The organism is Bacillus sp. FSL M8-0166 (assembly GCF_038008825.1).
Lineage (GTDB): Bacteria > Bacillota > Bacilli > Bacillales > Bacillaceae > Bacillus > Bacillus safensis.
Window position 1 is genome coordinate 3,424,628 of the sequence record NZ_JBBOZZ010000001.1, and the last position, 23,870, is coordinate 3,448,497.

At 41.8% G+C, this 23,870-nt stretch carries 27 protein-coding genes and 1 other RNA gene; 22 read left to right on the forward strand and 6 right to left on the reverse strand.

Annotation, left to right across the window (positions count from 1 at the left end):
• Positions 1-13: 13 nt before the first annotated feature.
• Positions 14-262: a hypothetical protein gene (locus tag NSS92_RS17595; RefSeq protein ID WP_340869642.1), complete on the reverse strand. Its 249-nt coding sequence runs from the start codon at positions 260-262 to the stop codon at positions 14-16.
• Positions 263-384: 122 nt separating this feature from the next.
• Here NSS92_RS17595 and NSS92_RS17600 point away from each other — a divergent pair, with 122 nt between their 5' ends.
• On the forward strand, positions 385-1,017 hold the full coding sequence (locus NSS92_RS17600) for a MarC family protein (RefSeq protein WP_267586660.1): 633 nt from the start codon (positions 385-387) through the stop codon (positions 1,015-1,017).
• A 55-nt stretch (positions 1,018-1,072) separates the two neighbouring features.
• Here NSS92_RS17600 and NSS92_RS17605 read toward each other — a convergent pair whose 3' ends face one another.
• On the reverse strand, positions 1,073-1,609 hold the full coding sequence (locus NSS92_RS17605) for a GbsR/MarR family transcriptional regulator (protein ID WP_095410056.1): 537 nt from the start codon (positions 1,607-1,609) through the stop codon (positions 1,073-1,075).
• 269 nt (positions 1,610-1,878) lie between these two features.
• On the opposite strand from NSS92_RS17605, the gene NSS92_RS17610 reads away from it, so the two are divergent.
• From NSS92_RS17610 to NSS92_RS17625, 4 genes are read left to right on the forward strand one after another with little or no spacing between them, the layout of a single operon-like run.
• A complete protein-coding gene (locus NSS92_RS17610; RefSeq protein ID WP_267586659.1) occupies positions 1,879-3,027 on the forward strand; it encodes a betaine/proline/choline family ABC transporter ATP-binding protein in 1,149 nt (382 codons plus the stop codon).
• A gap of 13 nt (positions 3,028-3,040) precedes the next feature.
• On the forward strand, positions 3,041-3,694 hold the full coding sequence (locus NSS92_RS17615; RefSeq protein WP_024423488.1) for an ABC transporter permease: 654 nt from the start codon (positions 3,041-3,043) through the stop codon (positions 3,692-3,694).
• A gap of 13 nt (positions 3,695-3,707) precedes the next feature.
• On the forward strand, positions 3,708-4,625 hold the full coding sequence (locus NSS92_RS17620; protein WP_267586658.1) for an osmoprotectant ABC transporter substrate-binding protein: 918 nt from the start codon (positions 3,708-3,710) through the stop codon (positions 4,623-4,625).
• Between the two features lie 21 nt (positions 4,626-4,646).
• A complete protein-coding gene (locus tag NSS92_RS17625) occupies positions 4,647-5,336 on the forward strand; it encodes an ABC transporter permease (protein WP_142945215.1) in 690 nt (229 codons plus the stop codon).
• Positions 5,337-5,408: 72 nt separating this feature from the next.
• On the opposite strand, the gene NSS92_RS17630 is transcribed toward NSS92_RS17625, so the two are convergent.
• The 3 genes from NSS92_RS17630 to NSS92_RS17640 all read right to left on the reverse strand — a co-directional run bounded on the left by NSS92_RS17630 (position 5,409) and on the right by NSS92_RS17640 (position 6,735).
• Complete coding sequence (locus NSS92_RS17630; RefSeq protein ID WP_024423485.1) at positions 5,409-5,729, reverse strand: winged helix-turn-helix transcriptional regulator; 321 nt, start codon at positions 5,727-5,729, stop codon at positions 5,409-5,411.
• A gap of 70 nt (positions 5,730-5,799) precedes the next feature.
• Positions 5,800-6,201 carry a helix-turn-helix domain-containing protein gene (locus NSS92_RS17635; protein ID WP_324290830.1) on the reverse strand — a complete coding sequence of 134 codons (402 nt, stop codon included), beginning with the start codon at positions 6,199-6,201 and terminating at the stop codon, positions 5,800-5,802.
• Positions 6,202-6,339: 138 nt separating this feature from the next.
• Positions 6,340-6,735, reverse strand: coding sequence for a helix-turn-helix domain-containing protein (locus NSS92_RS17640; protein WP_034280928.1), 396 nt, complete (start codon positions 6,733-6,735; stop codon positions 6,340-6,342).
• A 154-nt stretch (positions 6,736-6,889) separates the two neighbouring features.
• On the opposite strand from NSS92_RS17640, the gene NSS92_RS17645 reads away from it, so the two are divergent.
• The 7 genes from NSS92_RS17645 to ssrA all read left to right on the forward strand — a co-directional run bounded on the left by NSS92_RS17645 (position 6,890) and on the right by ssrA (position 12,247).
• Entirely contained in the window at positions 6,890-7,123 is a 234-nt protein-coding gene (locus NSS92_RS17645) for a helix-turn-helix domain-containing protein (RefSeq protein ID WP_024719830.1), read from the forward strand.
• A 37-nt stretch (positions 7,124-7,160) separates the two neighbouring features.
• Positions 7,161-7,451, forward strand: a complete 291-nt coding sequence (locus NSS92_RS17650; protein ID WP_340869655.1) for an AbrB/MazE/SpoVT family DNA-binding domain-containing protein — start codon at positions 7,161-7,163, stop codon at positions 7,449-7,451.
• A gap of 185 nt (positions 7,452-7,636) precedes the next feature.
• Positions 7,637-7,870: a preprotein translocase subunit SecG gene (gene secG, locus NSS92_RS17655; protein WP_003212746.1), complete on the forward strand. Its 234-nt coding sequence runs from the start codon at positions 7,637-7,639 to the stop codon at positions 7,868-7,870.
• A 124-nt stretch (positions 7,871-7,994) separates the two neighbouring features.
• The gene (locus NSS92_RS17660) at positions 7,995-8,741 is read left to right on the forward strand and encodes an alpha/beta hydrolase (RefSeq protein ID WP_267586655.1); all 747 of its coding nucleotides are present in this window, start codon (positions 7,995-7,997) and stop codon (positions 8,739-8,741) included.
• A 19-nt stretch (positions 8,742-8,760) separates the two neighbouring features.
• On the forward strand, positions 8,761-11,100 hold the full coding sequence (gene rnr / locus NSS92_RS17665; protein ID WP_340869657.1) for a ribonuclease R: 2,340 nt from the start codon (positions 8,761-8,763) through the stop codon (positions 11,098-11,100).
• A 139-nt stretch (positions 11,101-11,239) separates the two neighbouring features.
• Positions 11,240-11,710, forward strand: coding sequence for an SsrA-binding protein SmpB (gene smpB, locus NSS92_RS17670; RefSeq protein WP_012011279.1), 471 nt, complete (start codon positions 11,240-11,242; stop codon positions 11,708-11,710).
• Between the two features lie 174 nt (positions 11,711-11,884).
• Positions 11,885-12,247, forward strand: a transfer-messenger RNA (tmRNA) gene (gene ssrA, locus NSS92_RS17675).
• A gap of 205 nt (positions 12,248-12,452) precedes the next feature.
• Here ssrA and NSS92_RS17680 read toward each other — a convergent pair.
• Positions 12,453-12,692, reverse strand: coding sequence for a hypothetical protein (locus NSS92_RS17680; protein ID WP_340869660.1), 240 nt, complete (start codon positions 12,690-12,692; stop codon positions 12,453-12,455).
• A gap of 239 nt (positions 12,693-12,931) precedes the next feature.
• On the opposite strand from NSS92_RS17680, the gene NSS92_RS17685 reads away from it, so the two are divergent.
• The 10 genes from NSS92_RS17685 to NSS92_RS17730 all read left to right on the forward strand — a co-directional run bounded on the left by NSS92_RS17685 (position 12,932) and on the right by NSS92_RS17730 (position 23,862).
• Complete coding sequence (locus NSS92_RS17685; protein ID WP_340869662.1) at positions 12,932-14,533, forward strand: histidine kinase N-terminal 7TM domain-containing diguanylate cyclase; 1,602 nt, start codon at positions 12,932-12,934, stop codon at positions 14,531-14,533.
• A 256-nt stretch (positions 14,534-14,789) separates the two neighbouring features.
• On the forward strand, positions 14,790-15,245 hold the full coding sequence (locus NSS92_RS17690; protein WP_267586651.1) for a DUF6376 family protein: 456 nt from the start codon (positions 14,790-14,792) through the stop codon (positions 15,243-15,245).
• A gap of 106 nt (positions 15,246-15,351) precedes the next feature.
• The gene (locus tag NSS92_RS17695) at positions 15,352-15,657 is read left to right on the forward strand and encodes a metal-sensing transcriptional repressor (protein WP_075611915.1); all 306 of its coding nucleotides are present in this window, start codon (positions 15,352-15,354) and stop codon (positions 15,655-15,657) included.
• Between the two features lie 72 nt (positions 15,658-15,729).
• Positions 15,730-15,936 (forward strand): copper chaperone CopZ, encoded by a 207-nt coding sequence (copZ, locus tag NSS92_RS17700; RefSeq protein WP_024423475.1) that lies wholly within the window; start codon positions 15,730-15,732, stop codon positions 15,934-15,936.
• An 80-nt stretch (positions 15,937-16,016) separates the two neighbouring features.
• Positions 16,017-18,452, forward strand: a complete 2,436-nt coding sequence (locus NSS92_RS17705; protein WP_340869667.1) for a heavy metal translocating P-type ATPase — start codon at positions 16,017-16,019, stop codon at positions 18,450-18,452.
• Positions 18,449-18,583 (forward strand): hypothetical protein, encoded by a 135-nt coding sequence (locus NSS92_RS17710; protein WP_267586649.1) that lies wholly within the window; start codon positions 18,449-18,451, stop codon positions 18,581-18,583. Before NSS92_RS17705 ends, NSS92_RS17710 begins: the two co-directional genes overlap by 4 nt.
• 175 nt (positions 18,584-18,758) lie before the next feature.
• A complete protein-coding gene (locus NSS92_RS17715; RefSeq protein ID WP_024426051.1) occupies positions 18,759-20,036 on the forward strand; it encodes a cation:dicarboxylate symporter family transporter in 1,278 nt (425 codons plus the stop codon).
• An 18-nt stretch (positions 20,037-20,054) separates the two neighbouring features.
• Complete coding sequence (aspA, locus tag NSS92_RS17720; RefSeq protein WP_024426050.1) at positions 20,055-21,500, forward strand: aspartate ammonia-lyase; 1,446 nt, start codon at positions 20,055-20,057, stop codon at positions 21,498-21,500.
• A 116-nt stretch (positions 21,501-21,616) separates the two neighbouring features.
• A complete protein-coding gene (locus tag NSS92_RS17725; protein WP_340869672.1) occupies positions 21,617-22,933 on the forward strand; it encodes an ATP-binding protein in 1,317 nt (438 codons plus the stop codon).
• Complete coding sequence (locus NSS92_RS17730; protein ID WP_267586647.1) at positions 22,930-23,862, forward strand: response regulator; 933 nt, start codon at positions 22,930-22,932, stop codon at positions 23,860-23,862. The genes NSS92_RS17725 and NSS92_RS17730 overlap by 4 nt, the downstream gene beginning before the upstream one ends.
• Positions 23,863-23,870 lie beyond the last annotated feature (8 nt).

Below are 23,870 nucleotides of genomic sequence, written 5' to 3' on the forward strand. Positions count from 1 at the left end.
TTTTTCATCCTTTCTATTCTTTCATATACCCTTGTTTCACACCCCAATCATATTGATCTTGTACCCATTGTGAGGGAGGATGATGGGTGACATTTGGGTCTTTTTTGACAGTTGGTTTCCTTGCAGCCTGTGCTCTCTGTTTATTCGTTTGAGCAGTGGCTTTCACTGCTGTCAGCTCTTTTTGATAGGCTTTCTTTTCTTTTTTGAGCTTTTTCGTAATGGTAGACAGTTTCTTTTTTTGAACTACGTTTTCATGCTTCATATCCGCTGTCATTTCCCTTTCGTTAAACCTTATTATCATCGGTTAAATATATACAGGTTTTAACATCACAAGGGAATATTCGCATCAGATTGGCAGACACTATGAAAAAAGGAGGGTGTCTGTTGATTTCCTTTATGATTCATGTCGTGGTTTCATTATTTGCTGTATCAAACCCCATTGGAAACGTGCCTCTTTTTATCACCTTAACAGAGGGATATACAGAGAAAGAACGCTCCCAGACAGCCAAAAAAGCCACTGTGGTCTCTTTCATTATTCTAATTGCTTTTCTATTGGCAGGGAGGCTCATATTCAAATTGTTTGGGATCGATATTCATGCACTCCGCATCGCCGGAGGTATTTTTATTTTTGGTATCGCTTACAATTTGCTGAATGCAAAGGAGTCACATGTCCAAAATCCACATTCTGAAGAAAAGGCAGAAAGCAAAGAGAAGGCTGATGTCTCCGTTACGCCGCTGGCGATTCCGATCATCGCTGGTCCCGGTACAATCGCTACAGTGATGAGTTTAACCCCGGGAAGTCAAGGGATGCTTCACATGTTTGCGATTTTAATCGGCATTGTCATCGTTCTGGCGATGACCTATTATGCCTTTCATTATTCAAGTTTCATTATGCGGAAAATGGGGAAAACAGAGATGAATGTCGTGACGCGGTTAATGGGATTAATTCTTGCTGTAGTGGCAGTTGAGATGATCGGCGCAGGCTTAAAAGGGATGTTTCCAATGTTTATGTCATAAGTGTATATAAAAAAGCTGTTTTTTTCTACAATGATGTAAAATAAAACAGCTTTTTTTAAGGTTTCGGCACATGCTTAAACACTTCTTCACTTTCAAAGAATTCAATTAAGCGGCTAATCCAATCATAGTAATCAAGACTTTCCTTGATTTCTGAAAGAAGCAGATTGATTTTATCCTCTGTCTCTTTTGGCAGGTCGTCCTGTTCAAGCAGCTCCAGCAATTCCTTGCACGTTTTCTTATGTGCCTTGCGGTTTTTGCTGACAACTCGGGACCAATTGGCTGCAAACAAGGAAATAAACGTTTGATATTGATCTTGCTCAACGTCATATAGATCTTTACGTATTCCTTTTTCATAAACCTTTTCCGCAATATTCAAATCGAGCATTTCTCGAACGACTTGACTCATTCTCGTTTTGCTCATGCCTGTCGCCTCTGATAGCTCTCCAAGCGTCATTGGTTTACGGTTCATGTGAATGATACCAAGCACTCTACCCACTGTAGAAGAAAGACCAAAGGCATTCATGTTCTCGGCAGCTTTTTCAATATAATGATCCTGTGCTTTTTGAATGGCGCCTAACGCTAGCTTGTCCACTCCCCGATTCATCCCTTCACGACTGACAATTTGTAACACAATATATCATATACCTGTTTGTTGATGAAAACAATAAATATTGAGTATTTGCTCGTAATTTGGAGGAAAAAGGAGAGATCTCTATCTATCAGGCCGTTAACTGAAAATTTTAAATAAATGTTATGCAATACAAACACATCGTAAACTTTTTATTTTATAAAGTTTGCACTATAATAAATAAGGTGTAAATTTTCTGAAAATATTGATCCGACTAATTGGAGGTGTCTCATTTGCTGAAACTAGAGAATGTATCTAAGACGTATAAAGGCGGAAAAAAGGCTGTCAAAAATATTGATTTAGACATAGCAAAAGGAGAATTTATTTGTTTTATTGGACCGAGTGGCTGTGGTAAGACAACAACCATGAAGATGATCAACCGACTCATCGAACCTTCCTCAGGAAACATTTTTATCGAGGGAGAAAATATTATGAAAAAGGATCCAGTTCAATTAAGAAGAGAAATCGGTTATGTGATTCAGCAAATTGGACTGTTCCCCCATATGACCATCGCGCAAAACATCTCACTTGTGCCGAAGCTCTTAAAATGGCCGGAAGAAAAACGGAAAGAACGAGCACGCGAACTGCTGAAGCTCGTCGACATGGGCCCAGAATTTTTAGAGCGCTATCCTCATGAACTTAGTGGAGGACAGCAGCAGCGTATCGGAGTTCTCCGCGCACTGGCAGCAGAACCCCCACTGATCCTCATGGACGAACCATTTGGTGCACTTGATCCAATTACACGAGATACATTGCAGGAAGAATTTAAGAAACTGCAAAAAACCTTAAATAAAACCATCGTATTCGTCACACATGACATGGATGAAGCGATTAAACTAGCTGACCGAATTGTGATTTTAAAAGATGGAGAGATTGTCCAAGTAGGCACACCTGAAGATATTTTGCGTAACCCAGCCAACGAGTTCGTAGAAGAATTCATTGGAAAAGAACGCCTGCTTCAATCAAATCCGAATATGGAACGTGTAGAACAAATGATGAACACGTCACCAGTCACCATTACAGTCGAACAAACATTGACTGATGCCATCTATATCATGAGAGAAAAGCGGGTCGATTCCTTGCTTGTAGTAGACGAAAATGATGTGTTAAAAGGCTATATTGATATTGAAACAATTGATGCGAACCGCAGAAAAGCGGCTTTCGTTGGTGAGATCCTAAATACAGAGTTCTACACTGTGCAAGAAGGTGCACTTCTCAGAGACACCGTTCGGAAAATCTTAATACGCGGTATTAAATATGTACCGGTTGTCGATGCCAAAGGGCATTTAAAAGGCATTGTGACACGGGCAAGTCTTGTAGATGTTGTGTACGACTCCATTTGGGGAGACGATACGCCAGCGTCTGCCATTGAAATGAACTAAGGGAGGTGGACACATGGATCAAATCATCGATTTTCTAGAGAAAAATGGTGGGGAACTCCTCACAAAAATGTGGGAGCATTTATATATTTCCTTAATTGCTGTCGTGCTCGGTATTCTTGTTGCCGTTCCTTTAGGCGTGGTTCTCACACGAATGAAACGAGGCGCAGGTTTTATCATCGGTGTTGTGAATATCTTTCAAACACTCCCTAGTTTAGCGATTCTTGCCTTTTTTATTCCTATTTTGGGGGTTGGGAAAATACCTGCAATCGTTGCTCTCTTTTTCTATTCGGTTTTACCTATTTTAAGAAATACGTATGCCGGGGTTCAAGGTGTGAACAAAAACTTGCTTGAATCCGGTAAAGGAATCGGGATGACAACATGGGAACAAATTCGTCTTGTTGAACTCCCGCTTGCTGTACCGGTCATTATGGCAGGTGTCAGAACGTCAACGATTTATTTGATTGGCTGGACAACACTTGCAGCCTTTATCGGTGGAGGCGGTCTAGGTGACTACATTTTGATTGGACTTCAGCTATATCAGCCGGAATTCATTATTGCCGGTGCGATTCCAGTCACGATTTTAGCAGTCATCATCGACTTATCATTAATGAAGCTAGAGAAAAAAGTAACACCAGAAGGCTTAAAAGGATTGAAGGAAGTTTCATAAGGAGTTGGCTTATGTGAAGAATCGAAAAACAAAATGGATCAGTGCACTGCTTGCCGGATGCTTGCTATTGATAAGCGGCTGTTCACTTCCTGGACTAGCCGGCTCCTCAGGGGGCACGCTGCGAATTGGAGCACAAAACTTTACCGAATCAGAAATTATGGCCTATATGGTTCGCGATATGATCGAACATTACACAGATAAAAAGACGACCATTGTGAAAAACCTAGGTTCCAATACTGTGCAGCAGAAAGCAATGGAAAACGGTGATATTGACATTTCTGCCACAAGATATTCAGGCACAGATTTAACAAGCACGCTGGGAATGGATGCGGAAAAAGACCCGGAGCGTGCGATGGACATCGTCCAAAAAGAATTTAAGAAACGCTATGATTACAAATGGTTTGATTCTTATGGATTTGATAATACGTATGCCTTTGCTGTGACGCAGAAGATGGCGAAGGAAAATAACTTAGAAACGGTCTCTGATTTGAAAAAGAATGCGGACAATTACCGATTTGGAGTCGATAATATTTGGCTCAAAAAGAAAGGTGACGGCTATGAAGGGTTTGTGAAAACATACGGTATTGAATTTGGAAGCACGTATCCGATGCAGATTGGTTTAGTCTATGATGCACTAAAGAATGAAAAAATGGATATTGTGCTTGCCTATTCAACAGATGGACGAATCAAAGCCTATAACCTCAAAATCTTAAAAGATGATAAACGGTTCTTCCCCCCATATGATGCATCGCCAGTAGTCCCGGAGAAAGTCTTAAAAGAAAATCCAGGGCTTGATAAGGTGATCAACAGGCTGATCGGAAAAATCGATACAGAACAAATGCAAGAGCTCAACTACCAAGTCGACGGGGAGCTTCAAGAACCAGCAACCGTTGCGAAGAATTTCCTGAAAAAACACAATTACTTTGAGTAAGATTGGGAGGTGTCACGGCTGATGGACACATTGCAGCAATTATGGACGTATTATCAGCAGAACGGGTCATATGTGTTAGAAGAATTTTATCGGCATTTTCTCATGTCGGCGTATGGGGTGTTGTTTGCGGCGATTGTCGGAATTCCAGTAGGCATCTTTGTGGCGCATTACCGCAAACTGAGCAATTGGGTCTTCGCCATTACAAACGTCATTCAAACGATACCGGCATTAGCGATGCTTTCCGTGCTGATGCTTGTATTAGGACTTGGCGCAAATACAGTCATCCTATCACTCTTTCTATATTCGCTTCTGCCGATTATCAGAAACACGTACACAGGCATTGTCAGCATTGAACATGCCTATTTAGAATCAGGTAAAGCGATGGGGATGACGAAATGGCAAGTGCTGAGAATGGTTGAATTACCGCTTGCTTTATCAGTCATTATGGCTGGTTTAAGAACCGCACTTGTCATTGCCATCGGTATTACAGCGATTGGAACATTTGTAGGCGCGGGAGGTCTTGGTGATATCATCATCAGAGGGTCAAACGCCACAAACGGAACAGCCATCATTTTAGCAGGTGCGATTCCAACTGCACTCATGGCTATTATCGCTGACCTTGCCATGGGCTGGCTTGAACGCTATTTAAGCCCGACAAACAAGAAAAAAGAAAGAAAAGCGTTAGCTGAGAAAAACATCACATCTGCTTAAGCGCTTGAAAAGACAAAACCTCCCTTACATCTGTAAGGGAGGTTGTTTTATGATGATCAGGCAGTTCACAATTTATGATTCAAGCGTGATCCATTCAGAGGACCACTTCGCAATTTCCTCAAAAACGGGTGCAAGTGAACGCCCCATATCTGTTAAAGAATACTCAATGCGCACGGGTGTTTCAGCAAAAACCTCCCGTTTTACAATACCTGCTGCTTCCAGCTCTTTTAATCTCTCAGATAATACTCTTCCGCTTAAATTTGTCAGAGCCGCCTCAATTTCACTAAAGCGCTGCTGACCTGAGAGAAGCTGAAAAACAATCAGTGCCACCCAGCGTTTACTCAATAACTCAACAGCTTTTTCAAACCGCGGGCACATGTCAGATTGATTCATCTTTCTTCACTCCAATCTGACCCCATTATACCGTAAATCTGTCATAAATCGGCGCAAAAAGCTTAAACATTTATGAGGACGAACGGCTGTTTAACATAAATAACAAATAGCGGTTGAGGTCCTCTATTTCTTTTTTCGAAAGGGTCGACCATATGTCACCATCAAATATTTCGAGATCACCAAGTTCATATTGCGCTGCGGCTTCCTTTATTTTGGATAAAGCCAAATCCTCTCCTTTGAGCTGATGGACAGATGTGGCTTCCTCAATATAGCCCGCAGCCTGCATCATATCTTCATAAGGTACCTTTAACGCACCAGCTAGCTTTTTAATCGTAGGAGGTTTCGGAATGCCGCGTTTCCCGTTTTCAATACGAGATATACCGGCAGCGCTGACCTCAGAATACATCGCTAATTGGTTCACTGACAGCTTCTTTTCCTCACGTAATGCTCTTAAATATGCACCAAAGTTCATCAACGCAAAACCTCACATGGTTATAGATTCGATATGTCTATTTTACATGATTTGTTGACTATTGGCAATAAGTACACCATGAAAATATTGACATTAGTTAATGGTGGATGTACATTAGGGTTATGCCCCGCTATTTGTTCACCTTTTTTGGTTGATGAGCGTGAGAAAGTATTCATTCAGCTGGCTGATGTCTTGTGCGGAGAGCCTTTCCCATTTGTCCCCGTCAAAAATGGGAAGATGTTCTACATCCTTTTGAAGCGCCGTTTGATAGATTTTTAACATGGACTCATATTTCGGTTTCATTTCATGAACTTGTTCCTGTTCAATATGACCGGCAAGCAGCATTAAATCCTCATAAGGCACCTTCAAGGCGTGTGCTAATTTTTTTATGGTTAAAGGCTTTGGCACACCGCGCTTTCCATTTTCAATACGAGAAATACCAGCAGCGCTTACACCTGAATACATGGCAAGTTGATTGACAGACATTTTTCTATTTTCTCTTAAAATGCGTAATTGTTCACCAAAGTGATTCATGACATCGAACCTCACATTTCAGTATATGACTTATTTTAGTATGATCATTGACCAAAGGAAATAGCAGAGGGGTAAAAGTGTTGACATAAGTTAATGAATCTGTTTGATGTGAGAGCCTTACATGTTGTACATAATGATTCCATAGGAGGTTGTAATGATGGTCGAAAAGATTCAGATCAGGCGGGCTTTTGTCATGCAGTATATGATCGAGAACGATATGTCGTTAAATCAGCTCGCTGATGAAATTGGCATCTCTCCTGCCACACTTAGCAGGGTATTAAATGGTCACCGAAAACCGGGACAGCTTGTCATTGGCAAAATGATTCATTACTTTGATAAAAAATTTGAAGATCTATTTTACTATGAAAATGTTGACAAAAGTCAATGAATGATATCATCATATCATCATCAAGGAGGAAATGTCATTGAAAAGGACTGGAATGGTCAGACACATTGATTCTCTCGGCAGAATTGTTCTGCCCTCAGAAATGCGCAAGGTACTCAATATTAAAGAAGAGCAGCTGTTAGAGATCTTCATAGAAGATCAAACCATTATGCTGAAAAAATATGATGCAGATAAGAGCTGCGTGCTAACAGGACAAGTGACGAAGTACAACAAAAGCTATGGAAATGGAAGCGTGATGCTGAGTCCTGAAGGAGCTGAACGTTTGTTAGTAGAATTAAAACAGCTATTGAAGGAAGAAGCAACTTATTAAAAATGAGTTTTTAACGGAAAATTGCATATAAAAATGCTGCAATCAGCACTTTGGAACGAAATTGAATCAAAATAACGAATCAAGTCGACAATATATAGGAAATCTTTATTTTGATGTTTCGTGACATGCACCTTGTTTTCATGTAAAATAAAGTTATGTGTACCAGTTTGTCTGGAGGTGTTTTCATGCACGCATTTGTTATCACATTACTCGTAATTGTCAGTATCGCACTTATCATCGTTGTATTACTACAATCAAGTAAAAGTGCTGGACTGTCAGGCGCTATTTCAGGTGGAGCCGAGCAGCTTTTCGGTAAGCAAAAAGCGAGAGGCCTTGACTTGATTCTTCACCGATTAACGGTTATTTTGTCAGTGCTTTTCTTCATCTTAACACTTGCATTGGCATATTTAGGCGTGTAAAGCGCGAGTAACAGAAGGTCTGATCTTTTTTCAGACCTTTTTTTATTATCAGCACTCTTTTGTGTTTGTTTCATACATACAAGTGGAAAATATAAACCATATCAGAAGGAAAGGAAGTCACATCATGAAAGTTGTTACACCAAAACCATTTACGTTTAAAGGTGGAGAAAAGGCGGTGCTTCTTCTTCACGGTTTTACTGGGAATACAGCCGATGTTCGAATGCTTGGCCGTTATTTGAACGAAAGAGGATACACATGCCATGCACCTCAATATAAAGGACACGGTGTGCCGCCAGAAGAGCTTGTCCATACAGGCCCGGCTGACTGGTGGAAAGATGTAGAAGAAGGCTATCAATTCTTAAAAGATGAGGGCTATGAGGAGATTGCGGTTTGCGGACTATCCCTCGGAGGAGTTTTTTCATTGAAATTAGGTTACACTGTACCTGTAAAGGGAATTGTACCTATGTGTGCACCTATGTACATAAAAAGTGAGGAAGTCATGTACCAGGGTGTACTAGATTATGCCCGTAACTATAAGAAATTTGAGGGTAAGTCAGAGGACCAAATTGAACAAGAAATGGAAGCGTTCAAGAAAACACCAATGGATACACTCAAGAGCCTGCAAGAACTGATTGCAGATGTCAGAAACAATGTCGACATGATTTATTCACCTACTTTTGTTGTGCAGGCACGTCACGATCATATGATTAATACAGACAGTGCAAATATCATTTATAACGAAGTAGAGACAGATGAAAAGCATTTGAAATGGTATGAAGAATCGGGCCATGTCATCACGCTTGATAAAGAGCGGGAGAAGGTTCATCAGGATGTCTATGCATTCTTAGAATCACTTGATTGGTCAATTTAAATATATAGGGGGTTAGAGTGTGCAAAAAGAAGAATTTATGGATGAATTACTCGCTTTTATGAAAGAAGAAGCGTATAAACCGTTAACCGTTCAAGAGCTGGAAGTCATGATGGAGATTACCAATCCTGATGATTATAAAGAGCTCGTCAAAGCACTTGTGACGCTGGAAGATCAAGGACTCATCGTTCGCACGCGCAGCGACCGGTACGGTGTACCAGAAAAGATGAATTTGGTAAAAGGAAAGCTGTCTGCTCATGCAAAAGGATTTGCATTTGTGACGCCTGAAGAGTTTGGACAGGATGATATTTTCATTCCCCCAAATGAGCTAGGCACAGCGATGAATGGCGATACCGTCATGGTTCGTGTCAGCCACAAATCAAACGGTACGAAAAAAGAAGGAACTGTTATCCGCATTCTGGAGCGCAATACTAAGACGGTTGTCGGTACCTATACAGAAACGAAAAGCTTTGGCTTTGTCATCCCTGATGATAAAAAAATCACAAACGATATCTTCATTCCGAAATCCGCTAAAAACGGAGCGGTCGAAGGTCATAAAGTCGTTGTGACGCTGACAAGCTATCCTGAAGGAAGAATGAGTGCTGAGGGTGAAGTGACTGAAATCCTCGGTCATAAAAATGACCCTGGCATTGATATTTTGTCGATCATTCATAAACACGGCCTGCCAGGTGAGTTCCCAGAAGAAGCGCTTCAGCAGGCAGCAGACACACCTGAAACGATTGATGAAAAGGACCTTGAAGGCAGACGTGATCTGCGCAATGAAACGATTGTGACGATTGACGGTGCAGATGCGAAGGACTTAGATGATGCCGTAACCGTGCAAAAGCTGGATGATGGCAAATATAAGCTTGGCGTGCACATTGCAGACGTTTCTCATTATGTCACAGAGAATTCGCCGATTGATCAGGAAGCTTATGAACGTGGAACGAGTGTGTATCTCGTCGACCGCGTCATTCCGATGATTCCGCATCGTTTGTCAAACGGTATTTGTTCATTAAATCCAAAGGTCGATCGTCTCACGCTGTCTTGTGAAATGGTCATTGATCGAAACGGGAAAGTCGTCAAACACGAGATTTTCCAAAGTGTGATTAAAACGACAGAGAGAATGACCTATTCCGATGTGAATAAGATTTTAGTCGACCAAGACGAAGAGCTTTTAAACAAATATGAGCCGCTTGTTCCGATGTTCCAAGAGATGGAGAAGCTTGCAGAGATTCTTCGTGACAAACGAATGGAGCGCGGAGCTGTAGACTTTGATTTCAAGGAAGCAAAAGTGCTTGTAGATGATGAAGGCGCTGCGAAAGACGTTGTCATTCGTGAGCGTTCCGTTGCAGAGAAACTAATTGAAGAATTCATGCTTGTTGCAAACGAAACGGTTGCAGAGCACTTCCACTGGATGAATGTTCCGTTCATTTACCGAATTCACGAAGAGCCAAATCCTGAGAAACTTCAGCGCTTTTTAGAGTTTGTGACGACGTTTGGTTACATTGTGAAAGGAACGTCAACGAACATTCACCCGCGTGCACTTCAAAGTGTCCTCGATGCTGTCAGGGATCAACCGGAAGAAGTCGTCATTCAAACTGTGATGCTTCGCTCTATGAAGCAGGCGAAGTATGATCCAGAAAGCATTGGTCATTTTGGATTATCAACGGAATTCTATACACACTTCACATCACCGATCCGCCGTTATCCGGATTTAATCGTGCATAGACTGATTAGAACCTATTTGATTCAGAAGAAAACAGATGAAGTGACCCTAGAAAAGTGGGGCCAGCTGCTTCCTGAAATCGCAGATCATGCGTCCACGATGGAGCGCCGCTCAGTCGATGCAGAGCGTGAAACAGATGATCTGAAAAAGGCAGAGTTTATGCTTGATAAAATCGGTGAAGAGTTTGATGGCATGATTAGTTCCGTGACGAACTTTGGACTATTCGTTGAACTGCCGAATACGATAGAAGGTCTTGTCCATGTCAGCTACATGACAGACGACTATTATCGCTTTGATGAACAGCACTTTGCCATGATCGGTGAACGTACAGGGAATGTCTACCGTATCGGTGACGAAATCACTGTCAAAGTCGTTAATGTTAATAAAGATGAGCATTCCATTGATTTTGAAATCGTCGGGATGAAAGGCACTCGCCGTAAATCACCAAAAGATTTCAAGTTCAAAAAACGGACAGATCCACCAGCGAAAAAAGGCGGCGGGGGTCAAAAGGCGTCTGGGGATAAGGAAAAAGACGCTAAAGGCGGCGACTGGTTCACTAACCGTAAGAAGAAGAAAAAGAAAAAACGCGTATTTGAAAACGCACCGAAACAAAAACGCAAAAAGAAAAAGTAACGTGCCAAAAAGCAAATAGGGCATCCTGCTCTATTTGCTTTTTGACCACATGGCGTCAGCATTGTCGAAAGCTGGATTGTTTGATAAAATAATCCGTACGATTTGGACCGTGTTTGTGTCAAAAGGAGGGTGTACGCCAATGCCAAAGGGAGAGGGAAAGGTTGTTTCCCAAAACAAAAAAGCAAATCATGATTACTTTATAGAAGAAACATACGAAGCCGGCCTTGTATTACAAGGAACTGAAATCAAATCGATTCGTGCTGGAAAAGTGAATTTAAAAGATTCCTTTGCCAAAATCGAGCGAGGAGAAGTGTTTCTTCACAACATGCATGTGAGCCCATACGAGCAGGGGAACCGTTATAACCATGATCCGCTGAGAACGAGAAAGCTGCTGCTTCATCGCAAGCAAATCAGCAAATTGATTGGTGCGACAAAGGAAGAGGGATACTCACTTGTGCCTCTGAAACTCTATTTGAAAAATGGCTTTGCCAAAGTACTGATTGGAATCGGAAAAGGGAAGAAGAAATACGATAAGCGTGAAGATCTGAAGAAAAAAGATGCAAAACGTGAAATCGAACGTGCCTTCCGCGATCGTCAAAAGCAATTCTAACCTGATGCAGATAGCTTGCTGAGGGCGGAAGCATTATGCTACAATATGTTATGCAGTAAACAATCATCGCTGTTTTTACAGAAACCACCAGTTGTTTCGAGCGATGAGATTGTTATAATAGTTATATACGGAAGCAGTTAAGCTAAACTTCCATCCCGTATATCCCTTTTACAAGGGGACGTTACGGATTCGACAGGGATGGTTCGAGCTTAGGCTGCGAGCCGAGAGGCGATCTCGTTAACACGCACTTAAATGTAACTGGCAAAACTAAAAGTTTTAACCAAAACTTAGCACTAGCTGCCTAATAAGTGCAGCGAGCTCTTCCTGACATCGCCTATGTGTCTGTGAGGAGCCCAATGAAGTAGGCTACGCTTACGTTTCCGTCTGAGGACGTAAGAAGAGATCCATCAGACTAGCTCTCCAAGCGCCCGTCAGCAGGCATGAGGATGAGTGAACACGAAATATGTTGACTACGCTCGTAGACGCTTAAGTAATCGATGTCTCTGGACGTGGGTTCGACTCCCACCGTCTCCATAATTTTAAATATTTAAAAAGGCCCCTTTCTATAAAGGGGCTTTTTTTATCTAATTTAAGAAGTTAAGTTAACTAGCCTTGAAAGTTAATAATAAATATTAACTTTTAAGTTAGTTTTGATTTTGATATTTAATGTTTTTTGAATTTATTGACATTTTTGATTAGGTTATTCCTACAAGGAATAACTGGAGTTTCTTTAATTATTTACTTATGTACTGTTTCTCAAAGAAGACTGCACCAACCGAACAAACAAAGGAAAAACGACAACCACCGCAATCATCAACAAAAATCCATCCGGCACAAGTTCCACAAACGTTGTCTGAATCACATAAACCGCAATCAGCAGTAAATAACTGATCAAAAATAACAATCCAGAACTTCTCTTTTCAAACGGTTTTTCTAAAAGAATCAGCATAAACAGCCCCGTCATAATCACCCAAAAAGTCATATTCCTTTCGAGTCTCCTCTCCATTGATCTCCACATTGTACATATATTTCTCCGAGCGCAACATACTTCTATCTCAAATGAAGCAAAAAGTAGTGAAAATATAAGGGATCACAAACAGATAACGCCTGAAATTTTACAAAAAACCTCCAACCAATTCAAAATCACATCTTCCCATTTGAGACGTCCTCATATATAGTAAGATTAGACTAGTTCTAAATAACTGAAATTGGGGCGTTTACATGGATTCGATTGTTTTACATTTTATTGTGATCATGAGTGTTTCTGGCATTCTGTCCGTGATATTATCAATCATTGCTCATGCAAACCGCCATCGGTATATTGGCTGTCAATTGTTTATGTTCATGTCTGGAGCAACTGCGATTTATATCTTTGGGCATACGTTTGAGTTATTGGCTCGTACCCCTGGAGAAATCATGTTCTGGGTTTGTTTTCAATACATAGGTCTTCCGTTTATCGCACCGCTCAGTCTGCTGATTGTGCTGCAATTTACGGGGTTCCATCAATATTTCACAAAGCGCCGCGTGCTTCTCATCTTATTGATTCCAACTCTTACAACCATTATGGTGTTCACCAACTCTTTACATTCACTCTTTTATCGAAGCATCACGATGAATCCAGTAGATGGGTTTTTATTGGCTGATTTTACGATTGGCTATTGGTATATCATTCATGGCGTTTATACGTTTGGCTGTTCGATGCTTGCTATTTTTATGCTGCTTTGGTTTTTACGTGTCACAAAAAAAGAATATTTAAAGCAGATTCTGATACTGTTAGTGGGAATGTCATTACCAATTTTGACTTCTTTTATTTATTTATTAGGCGTTACACCCCTTCATATTGATCCGGTTCCTGTGGTGATGTTTATCACCAACGCACTCTATTTATGGGCAATTATGTCGTTCCAGCTCTTTAAGCTCTCTCCCATTGCAATGGAGCGTGTGTTTGAGCATATGTCTGAAGGTGTTCTGATTTTAGATCGATATCGGACACTCATTGATTATAACCCCGCTGCTGCATCGATCATTCCGGCACTTGAGAATAAAAAGGGAATTGGCTATAAAATCGACGATATTTTCTCAGAAATCATCAAAGAGTCAGCGTTCATTCAGTGGCTGCGCTCTCCGCAGGATCATTCGCAATATGATTTAATGTGGAAAAAGGAAAAAGACCAGTCCTATTATTATCATCTGACTGCTTCGTCTCTATTTAATAGAAGAGGAGAGATCGAGGGCAGGCAAATTGTGATCAGTGATGTAACCGAGCAGCGTTTGCTGCAGGAAGAGCTGGAGCGTCGTGCGTATATTGATGGTTTGACGAATATCTTCAATCGTTCTTCTTTCATCGAACGAACGCAGATGATCTTGGAAGAGGATGCGCAGGATACGGCTGTTATGCTGTTTGATATTGATTTCTTTAAACAAATCAATGACACACATGGGCATCATATTGGGGATGAAGCGCTGCGTCATGTTGTCTCTATTTGTCAGGAGCATTTACAAATGGACGATTTATTTGGACGATATGGGGGAGAAGAGTTTGCCCTTTGTCTGCCGCACCATTCATTTAAAGAGGCATGTCATATCGCGGAACAAATAAGACATTCGTTTGAAGTGAGTTTCTTTCAGAATGATGAGGAAAAAGTACGAGTGACAGCGAGCTTTGGCATTGCTCATACAGCCAATGATCCTTGTGTATTAGAAACACTTCTCTTTGAAGCGGACCAAGCTTTGTATATGTCAAAACGCCAAGGACGTAACCGGATTTATGCATCAACTGGTACGGGCCATGTGCTGTATCAAGAGAAGGATCTTCCGCATTGACTGTTGTCCTGACATTCGATATGATAAACATAACATTTGAACGGTTTCCTAAAGGGGAGTAGCTTTTACGGTTTGGTCGTCACTACAGAAACATCCGTTGTTTCTCGGCCATTCCGGCATGAACAATGTTAGCCAGACCTTTGCCTATCACACATGAGGCAAAGGTCTGGCTATTTTTAAGGTCTTTTTGCGTCTGTGTGACAGGGAAGCGGAACAAATGATGCTTTTAATCCCACAGATGAAAGGATGATCGATTTTGAAAAAATATGTGATGGCTTGCCTATTTTCCGGAACGCTTGTATTAAGCGGATGCTCCGGCTTGCTTGATCAGGTCAACGATACAACGACATATGTCACTGAGGCAAATGACTATGTGACAGACATTCAGCAATTTACAGAGGACTTTCCAAAACTCGCTGAAGAAGCTGTGCAAAACGCCGCCAAAAAAGCAGAATTAACGCAGCAGCTTGAATCATTGAAGGCAGACATTCAAGATTTTAATGACGTCACAGCGCCAAAAATGGCAGAAGACCTGCATGCGCAAATCATTGAAAAAAATAAAGTGCTGTCAGAGGAGATACAAGCGTATTTACAGCAATTGAAAGCAGGCGATATTGATGTTGCCGCTATACTGGAGGATCAGCAGGGATTGATGAAACAGCTTCAGCAGTCCGTCAATCTTTTGCAGGATATCGAACAACTAACAAACTAGGACAAACACAGCTTTATATGCGGTGCTCAGCATATCTTTGCCTTTTCCGGTAGAGATATGCTTTAATTTAGGTAAAGACAAGTCATAATGGAAAAAAGGTGATTACATGACAGAACATAAAGAAAGACATATGGCTTCGCCTAGAGCCGAGAAGGAAAAGGATCAATTGATTAACCGCTTGAAACGAGTGGAAGGACAAGTTCGCGGGATTCAGCAAATGATTGAAAACGATCGTTACTGTATAGATGTTGTGAATCAAATCTCTGCAGTCAATGCGGCTTTGAAAAAAGTCAGTCTTCATTTGATGGAAAAGCATACACATCATTGTGTTGCAGATGCTATCAAGAGCGGTAATGGGGATGAAGCCATTGAAGAGTTAATGACAGTCTTTACGAAACTGACAAAATCGTAGCATTTATGTTTACATTTATACCCTACTAGGGTATAGTAAATTGTAGAAAATGATTGATGGAGGCGATGAGAAGTGGAACAAGCAACACTTCAAGTGCAGGGCATGTCTTGCGGGCATTGCGTGAAAGCAGTCGAAGGAAATGTAGGAGAATTAGCAGGTGTTGAATCTGTGAAAGTCCATTTAGACAAAGGACAGGTCGAGGTTTCATTTCACCCAGATCAAGTCACGTTACACCGTATCTCTGATGTGATTGAAGAACAGGGATATGATGTCGTATAAATAAGTATACGTGCTGCATTACAGCACGTATTTTTTTCAAAAAATAATACCCCCATGGAGTATGTGGAGAGGTGAGATCAATGAAAAAAGAAATTGACTTTCAAATTACGGGGATGACCTGTGCTGCTTGTGCAGGCCGCATCGAAAAGGGATTGAACAGGCTGGAAGGTGTGGAGGATGCCAGTGTGAATTTGGCGCTTGAAACTTCCCATATTGTCTATGAAACAGAGAAGCTAACACCAGATGATTTGAAGCAAAAAGTTCAATCTCTTGGCTATGATGTGGTGATGGAGCAAGCAGAATTTGATATAGAGGGAATGACGTGTGCGGCTTGTGCAAACCGAATTGAGAAAAAAATTAACCGAATGGACGGTGTCGATCACGGGTCTGTAAATTTTGCGCTTGAGACACTTCAGGTCACATATCATCCGGGCCAAACGTCTACAAATGACATAAAAGATGCGGTGCAGTCTATTGGGTATTCTTTAATTGAACCAGCCGCAGATCAAGCGGAGGAAGGAAAAAAAGATCACCGGCAAGCTGCAATAGAAAAGCAAACGGCACGCTTTTTATTCTCGATGATTTTATCACTGCCGCTTCTTTGGGCAATGGTCAGCCATTTTTCTTTCACATCCTTTATTTGGCTGCCAGAAGCGTTCATGAATCCATGGGTACAGCTGGCGTTAGCAGCGCCGGTGCAGTTCATTGTCGGATGGCCCTTTTATGTAGGGGCGTATAAGGCTTTAAGAAATAAAAGTGCCAATATGGATGTTCTTGTCGCTCTTGGGACATCTGCCGCGTTTTTCTATAGTTTATATGAAAGCATTCAGTCAGCGGTTCAAGGCACACATGAGGCAGCTCTCTATTATGAAACAAGTGCTGTTCTCATTACGTTGATCGTGCTCGGAAAATTAATGGAAGCAAGAGCAAAAGGAAGATCATCAGAAGCGATTCAAAAGCTGATGGGCTTACAGGCGAAAGAAGCGGTTATCGAGCGAGATGGCAAACAGATGACTGTGCCTATTTCTGACGTGAAAGCGAATGATCTTGTGTTTGTCAAACCGGGGGAAAAAGTGCCGGTAGATGGAGAGATCATAGAGGGGACAACGGCAATAGATGAGTCCATGATTACAGGAGAAAGTCTGCCGGTTGATAAAACAGCAGGAGATATGGTCATCGGGGCAACGATGAATAAAAATGGATTTATCAAAATAAAAGCGATGAAAGTCGGGAAAGAGACGGCTCTTTCACAGATTATCCGAGTCGTAGAACAAGCGCAGGGCTCAAAAGCACCAATTCAAAGAATGGCAGATCAAATATCAGAGATATTTGTTCCCATTGTTGTAGGAATTGCTGTGCTCACATTCCTCATATGGTTTTTCTTTGTTGATCCAGGAAATGTGACGTCAGCACTTGAAACCTTTATAGCCGTCATTGTCATCGCATGTCCGTGTGCGCTCGGCCTTGCGACACCAACCTCTATTATGGCTGGCAGCGGCCGTGCGGCTGAATCAGGTATTCTGTTTAAAGGCGGAGAGCATTTAGAAGTGACTCAATCACTCGACACGGTCGTGTTAGATAAAACAGGGACTGTGACAAAAGGAGAGCCTAGTCTGACAGATGTACTGGCATATGCCAACTGGACAGAAGATACGCTGCTGCAGCTAGCAGGATCGGCAGAACAGCAGTCGGAACACCCGCTTGCCCGGGCGATCACAGACGGTATGAAGGAACAAGATCTTGAAGCGGTCGAAGTTGAAGCCTTCCAAGCAGATCCTGGTCATGGAATTGAAGCAATAGCCGCTGGGCACAAGCTTTTCATTGGTACACGGAAGCTATTACAGAAACAACATATCCAATATGATCAAGTCGAAGCATCTGTCACAATGCTGGAGGAGCAAGGGAAAACAGCCATGCTCGTTGCGATTGACGGCGAAGTCGCCGGCATTGTCGCGGTCGCAGATACAATCAAATCATCCTCTCCACAAGCCATCGCTCGTCTGAAAGAGCAGGGGATTCACGTTGTGATGATGACAGGTGATAATAAACTAACAGCAGAGGCGATTGCGAAACAGGCGGGCATTGATCACGTCATTGCTGAAGTGCTTCCTGAAGAAAAAGCAGCTCACATTACGGCACTTAAGGAACAAGGAAAAAAAGTCGCCATGGTCGGAGACGGTATCAATGATGCCCCAGCCCTGGCAACAGCAAATATTGGGATGGCGGTTGGAACAGGGACAGACGTAGCCATGGAGGCGGCAGATATTACGCTCATGACAGGAGATCTCCATGCCATTGCAGATGCGCTGGAATTTAGTAAAAAAACGATGAGAAACATTAAACAAAATCTATTTTGGGCGCTTGCCTATAACTGTATTGGGATACCGATCGCTGCATTTGGTTTCCTTGCGCCATGGCTTGCAGGAGCGGCAATGGCCTTCAGCTCCGTGTCCGTTGTGCTGAATGCGCTCAGATTGCAGCGATTGAAGCCAGTCAGAGAGGGAGTGGCAGAATGAAAATGAATGTCAAATGGGTTTGGACCGTTAGTGCATTGCTCTATGTTGCTCTTGTGCTTATTGGATATGCGATTTATGATGAATTTTATCCAAATCAACATACACCAAGTGAACAGATGCAAAATCATTAAGACTTCGCCAAAAGCGAAGTCTTTTTTTAACAATATTGTGGAAAAACCCACCTTTTTAAAGATTTTTCATAAAAAATTCACTTCTTTTTGTTCTTTTTTGTCGTTTTTTGTAGGTTCGTCGTTAAGATGCGATTAAGCAACAAAGAAAGCGTTATCAATAAAAGGGGGTTCACGTATGAAAAAGTTAGGGTTAGCTTCTCAAATACTCATTGCACTTGTTCTGGGTGTTGTCGTAGGAGCGTTGTTTTATCAAAATGAAACCGTTATTAATGTGTTAACGCCAATTGGCGATATATTCATCCATTTAATTAAAATGATTGTTCTTCCAATTGTTATTGCTGCGTTGATTGTAGCAGTTGCAGGTGTAGGAGATATGAAAACGATCGGAAGACTCGGCGGAAAAACAATTCTTTACTTTGAGATTGTGACAACGATTGCATTAGCAGTTGGACTGCTTGCAGCAAACTTGTTCCATCCTGGTACAGGAATTGATATGAGCAACATGGAGAAAGGCGATATCTCTAAATATGAAGAGACATCTAAGGCTTCTTCTGAAAAAGCGACTTTCTCTGAAACGTTGGTGCATCTTGTACCAACAAACGTTTTCCAATCTATTGCAGAAGGTGATCTATTACCAACCATCTTCTTTACAGTCTTATTCGGATTAGGAATTGCCGCAGTAGGAGACAAAGGAAAACCAGTATTAGGATTCTTTGAGGGTATACTCGAAGCCATGTTCTGGGTGACCAATAAAGTGATGAAGTTTGCACCATTTGGTGTATTCGCGCTCATCAGTGTGACGGTGATCAAATTCGGGGTCGGAGCGCTTCTCCCGCTAGGTAAACTGGTACTTGTCGTTTACGGTACAATGGCATTCTTCGTCATTGTTGTACTTGGCATTATTGCGAAAATGGCTGGAACAAGCGTCTTTACACTATTTAAAGTATTAAAAGAAGAAATCATTCTTGCATTCTCAACAGCAAGTTCAGAAGCTGTACTGCCTAGATTAATGGACAAAATGGAGAAGTTCGGCTGCCCGAAAGCGATCACGTCGTTCGTTATTCCAACAGGCTACACCTTTAACTTAGATGGAAGTGCCATCTATCAATCCATTGCTGCGATATTTGTTGCACAAATGTATGGCATGCCGCTTTCCATCTATGAGCAAATTACGTTACTATTAATCTTAATGCTGACATCTAAAGGAATGGCTGGTGTACCAGGTGCATCGATCGTTGTTGTCATCACAACTCTTGGTGCTATGGGACTGCCGCTTGAAGGACTTGCCTTCATCGTTGGAATCGACCGACTTCTTGACATGGTTCGTACAACAGTGAACGTATTTGGTAACTCACTTGCAGCCATTGTCATGTCTAAGTGGGAAAAAGTATTTGATCAAGAGAAATCGAAGAAGTATATTGAGGAATTAAAACAACAAACAAAAGCAGCGTAAAAAAGGAGATCTTTTCAAATGACGAAGCTACAGGACAAGCAAGTTCGAATCGAACGAGACTTTCTAGGTGAAAAGGAAGTAGACACTCAAGCATATTATGGAATTCAAACATTACGTGCAGTGGAGAACTTTCCAATTACAGGCTACCGTATTCATGAGGAACTCATCAAAGCATTAGGGATTGTCAAAAAGGCAGCCGCACTTGCAAATATGGATACACAGCGACTATATTCTGGTCTTGGAGAAAAAATTGTTCAAGCCGCAGATGAGGTCATCGAAGGAAAATGGAACAATCAATTTATTGTCGATCCAATTCAAGGCGGGGCTGGCACTTCAATGAATATGAATGCCAATGAAGTCATTGCAAACAGAGCGCTTGAACTACTAGGAAAGGAAAAAGGCGCTTATACTGAGCTAAGTCCAAACACGCATGTGAACATGTCGCAGTCAACAAACGACGTTTTCCCAACAGCGATTCATATTTCAACATTGAATATGATTGAAAAACTACTTTATACGATGGAAAACATGCATCAAGTCATGACCGAAAAAGCGCAGGAATTCGATCATGTCATCAAAATGGGACGTACGCATCTTCAGGACGCTGTTCCAATCAGACTTGGACAAGAGTTTAGTGCGTATGCAAAAGTTCTTGCTCGTGATATTAAACGTATCAAACAGTCTAGACAGCATTTATATGAAGTCAACATGGGTGCAACAGCAGTCGGAACTGGATTGAATGCAGATCCTAAATATATTCGCCAAGTGGTTGGCTACCTATCTGACATTAGCGGATTACCGTTAGTTGGTGCTGAAGACTTAGTCGATGCAACGCAAAATACGGATGCTTATACAGAAGTATCGGCAGCGCTTAAAGTATGTATGATGAACATGTCCAAAATGGCGAACGATATTCGTCTGATGGCTTCAGGTCCAAGAGCAGGCTTTGGTGAGCTGCACTTGCCGCCGAGACAGCCAGGTTCATCCATCATGCCAGGAAAAGTCAACCCAGTTATGCCTGAGGTCATGAACCAAGTGGCATTCCAAGTCATTGGGAACGATCATACAATCTGTCTTGCATCAGAGGCTGGCCAGCTTGAACTGAACGTCATGGAACCAGTGTTAGTGTTCAACCTGCTTCAATCTCTCAGCATGATGAAAAATGTATTCGAGTCCTTCGTGGACAACTGCTTGCGTGACCTAAAAGCAGATGAATCTAGATTAAAAGAATATGTAGAAAAGAGTGCCGGTGTCATGACGGCGGTGAATCCGCATATTGGTTATGAAGCGGCTGCACGAATTGCAAGAGAAGCCATCCTTACAGGCGCATCTGTACGTGAGCTTTGTCTGCAAAATGATGTGTTAACAGAGGAAGAGCTTGATGTCATCTTAAATCCTTTTGAAATGACAAAACCAGGTATTGCTGGCGCATCACTTTTAGAAAAGGATCGTTTAGAAGATTAAGCGGCATTATGAGAAGCGCACACCGGCAAAATCCCGGTGTGCGCTTTTTCATGGAGGTTTGTTTTTCTTTAGCTCACATAGTATACTATCGTCAATTATTAGGGATGTGACTGCGTTTGAATCTACTGAAAAAATGGCTGAATACAGAGCCTTATTTAATATTGCTGCTCATTGTGCTAACGCCGATTGGCGGAGAGTTTAAATTTTATCCATTTGAGGACAGCTTTCGGGTCAGCTTTGGAACCGTTGTCTTTTTCTTTATCCTGCTTCAAATGAAAAGATTCCCGGCATGGGCAAGCGGGATCATTGCTGGGATATCTGTTTTTGCGTTTCGCGTGCTGCTTGATACAGCCGTGACAGGGCATCTTCCGCTGGAAGAGGCGGTTTCATTAAGATTTCCTTCTCTGCTTTATTATGTCGTCTATGGCACACTCTTTTATTTATTGAAGGTGAGACGTTTCCGCGATCAGCCTTGGCTGATTGGAGCGACAGGCATCATCATGGAGCTGTGCGCGAGCGTTGTTGAGATCATCGCACTTCGAGGCACCATGGATGAAATTTTAACAGTGCGGACGCTGTTTCAATTATTTGTTTTGGCGATTTTCAGAAGCTTTTTCGTGTTGGCTTGTTATACAATGATTCGATTATATGAAGAGCAGGCGAGAGAGCGTCAGATGAAAAAGGAAAGGGAACATCTGCTGATGCTCCTTTCCAACCTTTACACGGAATCTACATATTTTCATAAAACACTCGCACATGCTGAGCATATTACGGCCACATCCTATCAATTGTATCAATCCCTTCACCACGCAAAGGATGTGGAATCATTGGATTTGAAAAAGCTCGGTAAAACAGCCTTGCAAATTGCAGGAGAGGTGCATGAAATCAAAAAGGATAACCAGCGGATTTTTTCTGCCTTATCAAAGCTGATTCATGAGGAAAATTTCCAGGCTTATGAGAGTCCTTCTCATATCGCTGATCTTGTGATACGTATTCATGAAAATTACACAGAATCTCTTAAAAAAAACATTGTCTTTCATTATGATGAAGATGGGCAGCACCCCGCCTATCACGTGTATACCATTTTATCTTTGTTAAATAACATCGTATCCAACGCTGTTGAGGCCATTCCTGTAGAGGGTGAGGTGTCACTTTCTATTTCTCAGAGAGAGAACCACGTGATTTTTCAAATCAGCGACAACGGACCTGGCATTAAAGAACGTAATCATCATGTTATTTTTAAACCAGGCTTCACTTTGAAATACGACCAGGCTGGGAATCCATCGAGCGGTATCGGGCTTGCCTATGTAAAAGATACTGCGGAGAAGCTTGGCGGAAGTGTTGAGATGAAGAGTATCCCAAATAAACAAACGATTTTCACATTAACGATACCAGTAGATCAAGTCAGTAGAAAAGAGGGGATTGGGAGATGAGATTTTTTATTGTTGATGATGATGAAGCCGTTCGCTCTTCACTGGCTCAGCTCATTGAAGATGAAGAGCTTGGCTTTGTCGCCGGGGAAGCAGAGGATGGCGCAGAGTTAACAGCCAGCTACTTAAATGATTTGCACATTGATATCTTATGTATTGATCTATTGATGCCGGAAAGGGACGGGCTTGAAACGATTCGAGCGATCAAGGATGAGTTTCATGGGAAATACTTAATGCTGTCACAGGTTGAAACAAAGGAATTAATCGGACAGGCGTATACGCTTGGCGTCGAGTATTATGTGACAAAGCCGATCAATCGTGTAGAGGTCTTAAGTGTCCTCCATCTCATGATTGAACGTCTTCATTTGGAGCATTCAATTGAAAATATTCAGCACTCACTCAAATCGGTCATGCAATTTCAGCAGCGCGGTCAGACGAAAACGAAGCAGCGGGGGAAAAGTCTTGCAGAGGCAGGTCAGTTTTTGCTGGCGGAGCTTGGTATTGTTGGTGAGAAGGGGTCTAAAGATTTATTAGATATGATTCTGTTTACAGACCAGTATTTAGCGCTGCATGCTGATCATCATGATTCCTTTCCTTCTTTAAAGATCATTTTCACTGGGATTACGGAGGATAAATTAAGTGATCCCTACACATCGGCAGACATCGCAAGAGAAGCAAAGGCAGCTGAACAGCGGGTAAGGCGCGCGATCAACCAATCATTAAAACACATCGCATCACTTGGGCTAACCGATTTTTCGCATCCAACGTTTGAAAATTACGCATCTAAATTTTTCGATTTCACCATCGTTCGAAAGAAAATGAGTGAATTGACCAAAGAGACGAGCGGAAGAGAAGAACACACCCGCATCAATGTGAAGAAATTTGTGCAGGTGCTTTACTACGAAGCAAAACGTATTTTTATGGAAGATTAAAAAAAGAC

Coding starts and splice junctions, on each gene's coding strand:
- NSS92_RS17595 (WP_340869642.1), bottom strand. CDS start 262: ATGAAGCATGAAAACGTAGTTCAAAAAAAGAAACTGTCTACCATTACG.
- NSS92_RS17615 (WP_024423488.1), top strand. CDS start 3,041: ATGGATCAAATCATCGATTTTCTAGAGAAAAATGGTGGGGAACTCCTC.
- NSS92_RS17625 (WP_142945215.1), top strand. CDS start 4,647: ATGGACACATTGCAGCAATTATGGACGTATTATCAGCAGAACGGGTCA.
- NSS92_RS17630 (WP_024423485.1), bottom strand. CDS start 5,729: ATGAATCAATCTGACATGTGCCCGCGGTTTGAAAAAGCTGTTGAGTTA.
- NSS92_RS17635 (WP_324290830.1), bottom strand. CDS start 6,201: ATGAACTTTGGTGCATATTTAAGAGCATTACGTGAGGAAAAGAAGCTG.
- NSS92_RS17640 (WP_034280928.1), bottom strand. CDS start 6,735: ATGAATCACTTTGGTGAACAATTACGCATTTTAAGAGAAAATAGAAAA.
- NSS92_RS17645 (WP_024719830.1), top strand. CDS start 6,890: ATGATGGTCGAAAAGATTCAGATCAGGCGGGCTTTTGTCATGCAGTAT.
- secG (WP_003212746.1), top strand. CDS start 7,637: ATGCACGCATTTGTTATCACATTACTCGTAATTGTCAGTATCGCACTT.
- NSS92_RS17660 (WP_267586655.1), top strand. CDS start 7,995: ATGAAAGTTGTTACACCAAAACCATTTACGTTTAAAGGTGGAGAAAAG.
- smpB (WP_012011279.1), top strand. CDS start 11,240: ATGCCAAAGGGAGAGGGAAAGGTTGTTTCCCAAAACAAAAAAGCAAAT.
- NSS92_RS17680 (WP_340869660.1), bottom strand. CDS start 12,692: ATGACTTTTTGGGTGATTATGACGGGGCTGTTTATGCTGATTCTTTTA.
- NSS92_RS17685 (WP_340869662.1), top strand. CDS start 12,932: ATGGATTCGATTGTTTTACATTTTATTGTGATCATGAGTGTTTCTGGC.
- NSS92_RS17695 (WP_075611915.1), top strand. CDS start 15,352: ATGACAGAACATAAAGAAAGACATATGGCTTCGCCTAGAGCCGAGAAG.
- NSS92_RS17705 (WP_340869667.1), top strand. CDS start 16,017: ATGAAAAAAGAAATTGACTTTCAAATTACGGGGATGACCTGTGCTGCT.
- NSS92_RS17710 (WP_267586649.1), top strand. CDS start 18,449: ATGAAAATGAATGTCAAATGGGTTTGGACCGTTAGTGCATTGCTCTAT.
- NSS92_RS17715 (WP_024426051.1), top strand. CDS start 18,759: ATGAAAAAGTTAGGGTTAGCTTCTCAAATACTCATTGCACTTGTTCTG.
- aspA (WP_024426050.1), top strand. CDS start 20,055: ATGACGAAGCTACAGGACAAGCAAGTTCGAATCGAACGAGACTTTCTA.
- NSS92_RS17730 (WP_267586647.1), top strand. CDS start 22,930: ATGAGATTTTTTATTGTTGATGATGATGAAGCCGTTCGCTCTTCACTG.